Origin of the sequence: Curtobacterium sp. AG1037 (assembly GCF_003349855.1) — a bacterium.
GTDB lineage: Bacteria > Actinomycetota > Actinomycetes > Actinomycetales > Microbacteriaceae > Curtobacterium > Curtobacterium citreum.
This window is the reverse complement of the sequence record NZ_QQAO01000011.1, coordinates 124562-135219: the sequence shown is the minus strand read 5'-3', so window position 1 is coordinate 135219 and position 10658 is coordinate 124562. Positions and strand designations below refer to the sequence as shown.

Annotated in this window: 8 protein-coding genes, 1 tRNA gene and 1 pseudogene; 8 read left to right on the top strand and 2 right to left on the bottom strand. The window is 72.3% G+C overall.

Features of this window, described 5'->3' with window-relative positions; genetic code table 11:
• Positions 1-96 precede the first annotated feature (96 nt).
• Complete coding sequence (locus DEU32_RS14805) at positions 97-891, bottom strand: SGNH/GDSL hydrolase family protein (RefSeq protein WP_058740883.1); 795 nt, start codon at positions 889-891, stop codon at positions 97-99.
• A 23-nt stretch (positions 892-914) separates the two neighbouring features.
• On the opposite strand from DEU32_RS14805, the gene DEU32_RS14800 reads away from it, so the two are divergent.
• The 7 genes and pseudogenes from DEU32_RS14800 to DEU32_RS14770 all read left to right on the top strand — a co-directional run bounded on the left by DEU32_RS14800 (position 915) and on the right by DEU32_RS14770 (position 8928).
• Positions 915-2069, top strand: coding sequence for an acyl-CoA dehydrogenase family protein (locus DEU32_RS14800; RefSeq protein ID WP_114851211.1), 1155 nt, complete (start codon positions 915-917; stop codon positions 2067-2069).
• Between the two features lie 197 nt (positions 2070-2266).
• The gene (gene dinB / locus DEU32_RS14795) at positions 2267-3517 is read left to right on the top strand and encodes a DNA polymerase IV (RefSeq protein WP_114851210.1); all 1251 of its coding nucleotides are present in this window, start codon (positions 2267-2269) and stop codon (positions 3515-3517) included.
• Positions 3518-3636: 119 nt separating this feature from the next.
• Entirely contained in the window at positions 3637-5436 is a 1800-nt protein-coding gene (locus DEU32_RS14790; protein ID WP_114851223.1) for a DEAD/DEAH box helicase, read from the top strand.
• A gap of 7 nt (positions 5437-5443) precedes the next feature.
• Positions 5444-5653 carry a hypothetical protein gene (locus DEU32_RS14785; protein ID WP_114851209.1) on the top strand — a complete coding sequence of 70 codons (210 nt, stop codon included), beginning with the start codon at positions 5444-5446 and terminating at the stop codon, positions 5651-5653.
• Positions 5654-5751: 98 nt separating this feature from the next.
• The gene (locus tag DEU32_RS14780; RefSeq protein ID WP_058740879.1) at positions 5752-7080 is read left to right on the top strand and encodes an NAD(P)/FAD-dependent oxidoreductase; all 1329 of its coding nucleotides are present in this window, start codon (positions 5752-5754) and stop codon (positions 7078-7080) included.
• A 121-nt stretch (positions 7081-7201) separates the two neighbouring features.
• Positions 7202-8341: pseudogene (locus DEU32_RS14775) on the top strand (zinc-dependent alcohol dehydrogenase).
• A complete protein-coding gene (locus tag DEU32_RS14770) occupies positions 8338-8928 on the top strand; it encodes a hypothetical protein (RefSeq protein WP_114851208.1) in 591 nt (196 codons plus the stop codon). The pseudogene DEU32_RS14775 and the gene DEU32_RS14770 overlap by 4 nt, the downstream one beginning before the upstream one ends.
• A 91-nt stretch (positions 8929-9019) precedes the next feature.
• Here DEU32_RS14770 and DEU32_RS14765 read toward each other — a convergent pair.
• Positions 9020-9105: transfer RNA gene (locus DEU32_RS14765), tRNA-Leu, on the bottom strand.
• A 171-nt stretch (positions 9106-9276) separates the two neighbouring features.
• On the opposite strand from DEU32_RS14765, the gene DEU32_RS14760 reads away from it, so the two are divergent.
• Positions 9277-10605, top strand: a complete 1329-nt coding sequence (locus tag DEU32_RS14760; RefSeq protein ID WP_058740876.1) for a M20/M25/M40 family metallo-hydrolase — start codon at positions 9277-9279, stop codon at positions 10603-10605.
• Positions 10606-10658 lie beyond the last annotated feature (53 nt).

Here is a 10658-nt window from a genome sequence, read left to right as displayed (position 1 = left end):
CTCCTGGCAGTGGCAGAACTAGACAGCTCCATCAAGCCAGGAGGCCTCGTCGCGTCACAACCCCCGAAGTGTCACCAACGTCACGGCCGAGTACAGCTAGGGCGTGTCGGAGCGGTGCTCGACGACGTCCTGCAGCTCCGGGCGCTTCGGGGAGACGCCGTCGCCGGAGGACGTGTGCCGGATCCGGCGCACCACCCACGGCACGAGGTACTCCCGCGCCCACCCGAGGTCCTCGACGCGGGCCTCGCGCCACGGTCGGGCCTCGAGCGGCTCCGGCACGAACGGCTCCAGCCCGTGGTCGACGCCCAGGGTGTCGAGCACGGCCGCGGCGACGGTGGCGTGGCCCGTGGGGGAGTGGTGCAACCGGTCCGGCGCCCACATCCGCGGGTCCCGCAGCACCCGGAGCGCCCACATGTCGGCGACGAGCGCCCCGTGCTTCAGCGCGATGGCGTGCAGGTTCTCGTTGTAGATCGCCGTCTTGCCGCGGACCATCCCGAGCACCGGGGTCATGCCGACGTCCGGGCCGGTGAACAGCACGACCGTCGCACCGTCGCTCCGGAGCCGCTCGACCATGCCGTCGAACCGCTCGGCGAGCTCGTCGGGGTCCGACCCCGGTCGGATGATGTCGTTGCCGCCGGCCGAGACCGTGACGAGGTCCGGCCGGAGCGCCAGGGCGGGCTCGACCTGCTCGTCGACGATCTGGCCGAGGAGCCGACCGCGGATCGCGATGTTCGCGTACGCGAAGTCGTCGGTGCGGTGCGCGAGGACCTCGGCGACCCGGTCGGCCCAGCCGCGGTTGCCGCCGGGCACGGTCGGGTCGGGGTCCCCGATGCCCTCGGTGAACGAGTCACCGATCGCGACGTACCTGGACCACGGATGACGATCTGACACGTCCCGAACCGTAGTCTCGTGCCATGACGAAGGCCAACCCCGCCTGGAGCCTGCCCGAGGACCTGCTCGCCCGGATCGCGGCGCGGGCGCCCGGGTACGACGCGGACAACGCCTTCTGCGCCGAGGACCTGGCCGAGCTCCGTGCCGCCGGGTGGCTGCGGATCGGGGTGCCCGTCGAGCAGGGCGGCTCCGGGCTCGGCCTCGCCGCGACGGCGCGGTTGCAGCAGGAGCTCGCGCAGGCCGCGCCGGCGACCGCGCTCGGGCTGGGGATGCACCAGGTCTGGGTGCAGGCGGCCCGCAGCGTCTCCGCACAGGGTGGGTCGTTCCTCCAGGCCGTCACCGACCACGCGGCGGACGACCACCTGCTCGCGTTCGGGGTGAGCGAACCCGGCAACGACGCCGTCCTGTTCGACTCGTCGACGACGGCGGAGCCGGACGGCGACGGGGGCTACCGCTTCACCGGGACGAAGGTGTCGACGTCGCTCGCACCGGCGTGGGACGTGCTGAGCGTGTTCGGGAAGGACACCAGCGGGCCGGAGCCGCGGCTGGTGCACGGATTCGTGCTCCGCTCCGACGGCGACGTCGAGCACCTCGACGACTGGGACACGCTCGGGATGCGCGCGACGCAGAGCCGGACCACCCGGCTGCTCGGCGTGCACGTGCCCGCGGAGCGCATCGTGCGGTCGCTGCCGGTCGGCCCGACGAACGACCCGCTCGTGTTCGGGATCTTCGCCGCGTTCGAGCTGCTCGTGGCTTCGGTGTACGTCGGGATCGCCTCGCGCGCGGTGGACCTGGCGGTCACGGCGGTGTCCGGTCGCGCGGGGCGGGACGGGGTCCCGCGGTCGCAGGACCCCGATGTCCGTCGGACGATCGCGGACGTGCGCGGTGCCGTCGACGCCGTGGCGCTGCAGGTCGGGTCGCTCGCCCGGTCGGTGGACGAGGGCGAGGACCTGGGCGCGCGGTGGTTCCCCCTGCTCGTCGGGACCAAGGCGCGGACGGTCGACGCGGCGCAGCACGTGGTGGACGAGGCGATGCGCGTCGTCGGCGGGCGGGCGTACGCGGCGGACTCGGAGCTGGCGCGGCTCGCCCGGGACGTGCGTGCCGGGCAGTATCACCCGTCCACGCGGGACTCCGCGGCGCGGACGATCGCGGCGGCGGAGCTCGGCCCGCTCGCGTAGCGGCGCCGGCGGCGCCGTCGGTGGAGCAGAAGACGTCGGGTCTGCCTGGCCGACCCGACGGCTTCTGCTCCACCACCGGCGCTGCGACACGCTGCCGCACTGCCGCACTGCCGCACTGCCGCACCGCCGCCCTGCCGCACGGCGTCGGCGCGCGGCGGCCGGTCGTCGGTGTCGGTGCGGCGTGGCATCATCGGCGCGTGAGCAAGCAGGACGGACGCAACCGGCTCGTCTCGGACCGTCCCGTGGACGACCTGACGGCGACGGTGCTGCACGTCGACATGGACGCCTTCTTCGCGTCCGTCGAACTGCTCGACCGTCCCGACCTGCGCGGCCTGCCCGTGATCGTCGGCCACGACTCCGACCGGTCCGTCGTCACCGCGGCCACGTACGAGGCCCGGAGGTACGGCGTGAACTCCGCGATGCCGATGGCCGTCGCCAAGCGCCGCTGCCCGAACGCGATCATCGTCGAGCCGCACTTCGAGAAGTACACGGCGAAGTCCGCAGCCGTGATGCGCGTGTTCGAGAGCTTCACGCCCCGCGTCGAGAAGCTCGGCATCGACGAGGCGTTCCTCGACGTCGCCGGCGCGCTCCGGCTCTCCGGTACCCCGTGGGAGATCGGTCGGGCGATCCGCGCCGCGGTCCTCGCCGAGACCGGGCTGCACTGCTCGGTCGGCGCGGCCTCGACCAAGTTCGTCGCGAAGCTCGCGTCCAGCCGGGCGAAGCCGGACGGGCTCCTCGTCGTCCCGGCCGAGCACACCGTCGCGTTCCTGCACCCGCAGCCCGTCTCCGCGCTGTGGGGCGTCGGCGGCACCACGCAGGAGAAGCTCGAGCGGCGCGGCATCCGCACGGTCGGCGACCTCGCGCACACCCCGCTGCCCTCCCTCGTCGCGGCACTCGGACCCGCCGGCGGCCAGCGCCTGCACGACCTGTCGTGGGGGCGTGACCCGCGGGTCGTCGACACCGGCGTCAGCGAGAAGTCGATCGGGCACGAGACCACGTTCGGCCACGACCTCACCGAACGCGACGACGTCGCCCGCGAGCTCCTGCGCCTGGCCGACAAGGTGGCCGTCCGGCTCCGGCGCGCCGACGTGCAGGCCCGCACCGTGGCGCTCAAGGTCCGGTACACCGACTTCAGCACGCTGACCCGGTCGCGCACCCTCGCCGAGCCCACCGACGTCGCCAAGCGGCTGCACCACGAGGCCGTCGAGCTCTACGACGTGCTGCACCGGCCGGGCAACCGGATCCGGCTCATCGGCGTCCGCGGCGAGAAACTCGTGCCCGCCGCCGCGAGCAACGCGCTGTGGGACGACGACGCGCCGTGGCGAGACACCGAGACCACGGTGGACGCCGTCGCCGCACGCTTCGGCGCGGGCGTGCTCCGGCCCGCCTCGCTCGTCCGCGGCACGCCCGAGCGGCGGCCCCCGCACGCCCGGCAGGACCCCGCGTGACGGTAGACTCGCGTGAAGTGAGCGCAGCGGAGTACGACGACCAGCAGCAGCCCGCGACACTGTGGGGCGACACCCCCGAGACCGTCGCGGACGGCGCCGTCCGCCCGCACGAAGACGCCGTGGCCCAGGCCGAGAACGCCGGCAACGCGGCCGCCGAGCACCTGTCGCCGGCGTTCCCCGAGCGGGCCGCGTGGGGCACTGCGTCCAAGCTCCGCGCCTGGCAGGTCGAGGCCCTCACGAAGTACTTCGAGAAGGAGCCGCGCGACTTCCTCGCAGCGGCGACCCCGGGCGCCGGCAAGACCACGTTCGCGCTCCGGCTCGCGACCGAGCTCCTCGCCCGCGGCACGATCGACCGGATCATCGTCGTCGCGCCGACCGAGCACCTCAAGCGGCAGTGGGCCGACTCCGCCGACCGCGTGGGCATCCGGCTCGACCCGATGTTCAAGAACGGCGACGGCATGTTCGGCCGGCACTACCAGGGCGTCGCGATCACGTACGCCCAGGTCGGCATGAACCCCGAGGTCCACCAGCGCATCACCGCAGGCGGGAAGACCCTGGTCATCCTCGACGAGGTGCACCACGGCGGCGACGCCCTGACCTGGGGCGACGGCATCCGCGAGGCGTTCACGAAGGCCACGCGCCGACTGTCGCTCTCCGGGACGCCGTTCCGCTCGGACACCGCCCCGATCCCGTTCGTGCAGTACGCCCCCGACGAGCAGGGCATCCGCACCTCGGTGTCCGACTACAACTACGGCTACGGCCGCGCGCTCAAGGACGGCGTCGTCCGCCCGGTGCTCTTCATGGCCTACGCCGGCCAGATGCGCTGGAAGACCCGGATGGGCGACGAGATGTCGGCCTCGCTCGGCGAGCAGGTGACGAAGGACATCACGGCGCAGGCCTGGCGCACGGCGCTCTCCCCGGAGGGCGAGTGGATGCCGGCCGTGCTGTCCGCCGCCGACAAGCGTCTGACCGAGGTCCGCCGCGGTGTCCCGGACGCCGGCGGGCTCGTCATCGCCACCGACACCACGACGGCTCGTGCCTACGCCCGCATCCTGCAGCGCATCACGGGGGAACGACCGACGGTCGTGCTCTCGGACGAGGCCGCCGGGTCCAGCCGCATCCAGGCCTTCTCCGAGGACACCTCGCGCTGGATGGTCGCCGTCCGCATGGTGTCCGAGGGCGTCGACGTCCCCCGGCTCTGCGTCGGCGTCTACGCCACGAGCGCGAGCACCCCGCTGTTCTTCGCGCAGGTGATCGGCCGCTTCGTGCGCGCCCGTCGCCGTGGGGAGACCGCGAGCGTCTTCCTGCCGAGCGTGCCGAACCTGATGGCCCTGGCCGCCACCCTCGAGCTCGAACGCGACCACGCGCTCGACCGCCCGAAGGACGCCGAGGACGGGATGTACAACCCCGAGGACGCGATGGTCGCCGAGGCCAACAAGGAGGACCGCGCGTCGGAGAGCCTGCTCGAGGTGCAGCCCTTCCAGGCGCTCGACTCGCAGGCCTCGTTCGACCGTGTCCTCTACGACGGCGGCGAGTTCGGCACCGGTGGCGAGGTCGGTTCGCTCGAGGAACTCGACTTCATCGGCATCCCCGGGCTGCTCGAGCCCGACCAGGTGCGTGACCTGCTCCGCGCCCGCCAGGCGACCCAGGCCAAGCGGTCCCGCGGTCGTGCGGTGAAGGACGGCCTGCCGAAGCAGCAGCCCGCGGCGGACCGCCCGATGTACCAGACGCTCAAGGAACAACGGACCGAGCTCGCCCGGCTGGTGTCGATCTGGTCCCGGCACGCGAACGAACCGCACGGCGCGATCCACGCCGAGCTCCGACGCATCAGCGGCGGCCCGGCCGTCGCGCAGGCGAGCGTCGAGCAGATCCAGAAGCGCATCGACGTCCTGCGCTCCCGCATCGGCAACCGACGCTGAGCCGCGCGTGATCGAGCAGGTCGACGACCGCACCTGGTACGTCCGACGCACCCCCGAGTCCTCACCCGAGGCGATCATCGACCGCTTCGGCGGCGGCTACCGACTCCGCCGGTTCTCGCTCACCGAGTCCCGCCGCACCCCGCACGGTGTGTACACCGGGCCGGAGCTCGCCGAGACCGCGTGGTGGCGACTGCAGGACCGCCCCCGCGGACGGTGACCGACGCGCCGACGAACCGCGGACACCCGCCGTGCCGTCGCCGGATCGCGCGGCGCGGCTTGGTGACGCGACCAGGCTTCTTCCGGTAGACCGGACGCATGGCAGACTCCATCCCCCACGTCCTCGTCCTCGGCGGCGGCTCCGCCGGCTACACCACGGTCAAGCAGCTGCAGAAGCACGCGGCGACCGTGCCGATGCGCATCACGCTGGTGGACCAGAACACGTACTACACGTACCTGCCGTTCCTGCCGGAGGTCGCCGGCGGTCACATCGCGCCGAAGGACGTCACCTTCGAGCTGCGCCGCGCGCTCAAGAAGACCCGCGTCATCCAGGGCAAGGTCACCGGCATCTCGTCGAAGGACAAGACCGTGTCGATCGCCACGGCCGGTGGTGACGACCGCACCCTCGGCTACGATCAGCTCGTCGTCGCGCTCGGCTCCGTCACCCGCACGTTCCCGACGCCGGGGCTCGAGGAGTACGGAGTCGGCTTCAAGACCGTCGAAGAAGCCGCCTACGTCCGCGCGAAGCTCCTCGACAACATCGCGAAGGCCGCTGCCACGCGAGACGAGGACGAGCGCCGCCGTCTGCTCACGAGCATCTTCGTCGGCGGTGGCTACACCGGGGTCGAGGCCATCGGCGAGCTCTTCGACGTGTCGCAGGCCGCCATCAAGACCTACCCGTCGCTCGCCGGCGAGCAGCCCCGCTGGGTGCTCATCGACGCGCTCGACCGCGTGGCGCCCGAGGTCGGCCCGGAGCTGTCGAAGTGGACCCTCGAGTCGCTCCGCGCCCGCGGCATCGACGTCCGCCTGAAGACCACCATGCCGAGCTGCGAGGGCGGCGTCGTCAAGCTCTCCGACGGCGACGAGTTCGCGACCGGACTGCTCGTCTGGACCGCCGGCGTCAAGCCGAACCCGCTCCTCGACGCCTCGGACCTGCCCCGCGGCCCGAAGGGGCACCTCGCCGCGAACGCGAAGCTCCAGGTCGAAGCCGAGGACACGCACGAGGTCGTCCCGGGCGTCTGGGGCCTCGGTGACGTCGCCCAGGTCCCCGACCTGACCGCCGAGAAGCAGCCGGCGTACTACCCGCCGAACGCGCAGAACGCCGTCCGCCAGGCCGTCGTCGCCGCCGACAACGTGGTCGCCACGATCACCGGCAAGCCGCTCGAGGAGTACCGCCACCCGTCGATCGGCACCGTCGCCTCGTACGGCGTCGGCAAGGGCGCCGCGAACATCAAGGGCGTCAAGATGACGAACCTGCTCGCCTGGCTCGCCCACCGCTCCTACCACGTCTACGCGATGCCGACCCTGAACCGGAAGGCGCGCATCGTCATCGGTTGGGTCACCGGTGCGGTGTCCGGTCGCGACGCGACCTCGCTGATCAAGGAGACGGACCCCCGCCGCAACTTCGTCGAGGCGTCCAAGTCCTAGGGACGTCACCACCCCACGGACGGGAGGCGCGGTGCCGGCTGGCACCGCGCCTCCCGTCCTTTGTGGGTCGCCTCCCACCCGACCAGGCCGAGCGTGGCGCGCACGAGCGAGAGGAGCGCGCATGCGCGCCATGACGTACCGCGGGCCGTACCGGGTCCGCGTCGAGGAGAAGCCCGACCCGCGGATCGAGCACCCGAACGACGCGATCGTGCGGGTCGAACGCGCCGCGATCTGCGGGTCCGACCTGCACCTGTACCACGGGATGATGCCGGACACCCGCGTCGGCCACACCTTCGGGCACGAGTTCATCGGGGTCGTCGAGCAGGTGGGACCGTCGGTGCGGAGCCTCGACGTGGGCGACCGGGTGATGGTGCCGTTCCACATCTCGTGCGGCAGCTGCTGGTTCTGTGCCAGGGGACTGTTCACGAACTGCCACAACGTGAACCCGAACGCCACCGCGGTCGGCGGGATCTTCGGCTACTCGCACACCACGGGCGGCTACGACGGCGGGCAGGCCGAGCGCGTGCGGGTGCCGTTCGCCGACGTCGGGCCGCAGGTGATCCCGGAGTGGCTCGAACCCGACGACGCACTGATGATGACGGACGCGCTCGGCACCGGGTACTTCGGAGCGCAGCTCGCGTCCATCCGCGAGGGCGACACGGTCGTCGTGCTCGGCGCCGGACCGGTCGGGCTCTACGCGGCGAAGTCATCGTGGTTCATGGGCGCCGGGCGGGTGATCGTCGTCGACCAGCTGTAGTACCGGCTCGAGAAGGCGCGGACCTTCGCGCACGCGGAGACGATCAACTTCGCCGAGGTCGACGACGTCGTGCTCGCGATGAAGCAGCAGACCGACTTCCTCGGCGCGGACAGCGTGATCGACGCCGTCGGTGCCGAGGCCGACGGGAACTTCCTGCAGCACGTCACCTCGGCGAAGGCGAAGCTGCAGGGCGGCTCACCGGTCGCCCTCAACTGGGCGATCGACGGGGTCCGGAAGGGCGGCACCGTGTCGGCGATGGGCGCGTACGGGCCGATCCCGAACGCGGTGAAGTTCGGGGACGCGATGAACAAGGGCGTGACGATCCACATGAACCAGGCACCCGTGAAGCGTCAGTGGCCGCGGCTGCTGGAACACATCCAGGCCGGACACCTGAAGCCGAGCGACATCATCACGCACCGGATCCCGCTCGAGCACATCGACGAGGCGTACCACCTGTTCTCCGCGAAGCTCGACGACTGCATCAAGACGGTGATCGTCCCGTGAGCACCGCCGACCACACGCCGTACGTCGCCGAGCCGACGCGCCCCGCGCCGAGCCCCGACGAGCTCCGCGCGCGCATCCCGGGGTGGGGGAGCGACCTCGACCCCGCCGACCGTCCGTCGGTGCCGAAGCTCTCCCGAGCCGCCGGTGCCGCGTCGGGCGCCCACTGGGAGGTCCCGGAGGCCCAGGCGGGCGGTTCCGGACGTGAGCGATCGATCGAGCACGCCCACGTCACGCCGGTGTTCGGCACGGCGCAGCCGCTGGCCGGTCCGGCCGGCGTCGTGAAGCGGTACGCCTACCGACGCTTCAGCGAGGGTCGGCTGGCGCACTGGATGCTGCTCGTCGTCGGTGACCGCATCGACGTCGCGACGCACCGGGTGACGGACGCGCTCCGCGGGAGGCCGGACCGGCTCCTGCACGAGACCGGGGTGCGCTCGGAGCGGGTGACGCACCCCGTGCGGGCGCGACTCGGGTCGTCCCGCCGGGACTGGCGGCACCAGCTGCTCGACCCGGTCGTCGCGAACTGGGGGTGGCTCGCGGCGATCGGTGGCGTGGTGGTGGTGGTGGTGCGGCGGCTGCGGCGGCGCTGAACCCTGGCGGAGCCGGGGCGGCCCGTGCAGCGCCGCCCGCGCAACGCAGAAGGCCCCCTGACCGAAGTCAGGGGGCCTTGCGCTGTTCCTGTGTCCGAGGGGGGACTTGAACCCCCACGCCCTAATACGGGCACTAGCACCTCAAGCTAGCGCGTCTACCAATTCCGCCACCCGGACAGGTGTTTCCAGTTGTGTGCCAGAGCCGATCCGGGCTGTTCCCCCGGCCGTTCTGACAGGAGAAGACACTAGCACGGCCCTGAACGCCCGATGAACACGGACGCGCATCCCGGGCGCGTCCTCGGTCGCGCCACCGACCGACGCGCCGACGCGGCCCGGTAGCGTGAGGGCATGAGCGACCAGCAGGCGAGCGCCGACCCGACCGAGCAGGACCTCGAGGCGACGGCCGCGATCGCGCGGGACCTCATCCGCATCGACACGACGAACTGGGGCGAGGGGAAGTCCCGCGGCGAGACGGAGGCCGCGCACTACGTCGAGGCGAAGCTCCGCGACCTCGGTCTGGAACCGCAGCTCTTCGAGTCGGAGCCCGACCGCGTGAGCGTCGTCGCCCGGGTCCCCGGTCGTGACCGCAGCAAGCCCGCCCTCGTCGTGCACGGACACCTCGACGTCGTCCCCGCCGACCCCGCGAACTGGACGGTGGACCCGTTCGGCGGCGAGGTCCGGGACGGCATGCTCTGGGGCCGCGGCGCCGTCGACATGAAGAACATGGACGCGATGATGCTCACGTCGCTCGCCGACGTCGTCGAGCGGCAGGGAGCGCCCGAGCGGGACCTGGTGATCGCGTACTTCGCCGACGAGGAGGCCGGGGGCGTGCTCGGCTCCCACCACGTCGTCGAGCACCACCCCGAGGTCTTCGCCGGGGCGTCGGCGGCCATCAGCGAAGTCGGCGGGTACTCGATCACGCTCGGCGACCGACGCGCCTACCTGCTGCAGACCGGCGAGAAGGCGCTGATGTGGATCAAGCTGGTCACCCGCGGCACCGCGGCGCACGGGTCCCACGTCATCCGCGACAACGCCGTCACGAAGCTCGCGGCGGCGGTCGCCCGCATCGGCAGCGAGGAGTGGCCGGTCCGGCTGTCGGCGACCACCGACGCGATGGTCGCCGAGGTCGCCCGGTTCCTCGGCGTCGACCCGACGGTCACCGGCCCCGACGAGGTCGCTCTCGCGACCGGGTCGGCCTCGCGGTTCATCCACGCGGCGCTGCACACGACGTCGAACCCGACGGTCCTGACGGCCGGGTACAAGCACAACGTCATCCCGGACACCGCCGAGGCGCTCGTCGACATCCGCTGCCTGCCCGGCGACGAGGAGTCCGTGCTCGCGCGCGTCCGGGAGCTCGCGGGCGACGACGTCGAGGTCGTGACGTCCTTCCGCGACATCGGGCTCGAGCAGGACTTCGGCGGCCCGCTCGTCGACGCGGTCCGGGACGTCCTCGGCCGCCACGACCCGGGTGCCCCGGTGCTGCCCTACCTGCTCTCGGGTGGGACCGACAACAAGGCACTCTCGACGCTCGGCATCGCCGGCTACGGCTTCGTCCCGCTGCAGCTGCCGGCCGACGTCGACTTCCCGGCGATGTTCCACGGCGTCGACGAGCGGGTCCCGCTCGACGCCCTGGCATTCGGGCGGCGCGTCCTCGGCGACCTGCTCGCCACGTACTGATACATTGCCGGGTCGCCCCCGCGGCACCGTCCTGCCTGCTGACCCCTGAAAGG

Bases quoted from the DNA above. Each gene is read 5' to 3' on its own strand.
- DEU32_RS14800 (WP_114851211.1), top strand. From the start codon at position 915: ATGACGAAGGCCAACCCCGCCTGGAGCCTGCCCGAGGACCTGCTCGCC.
- DEU32_RS14780 (WP_058740879.1), top strand. From the start codon at position 5,752: ATGGCAGACTCCATCCCCCACGTCCTCGTCCTCGGCGGCGGCTCCGCC.
- DEU32_RS14760 (WP_058740876.1), top strand. From the start codon at position 9,277: ATGAGCGACCAGCAGGCGAGCGCCGACCCGACCGAGCAGGACCTCGAG.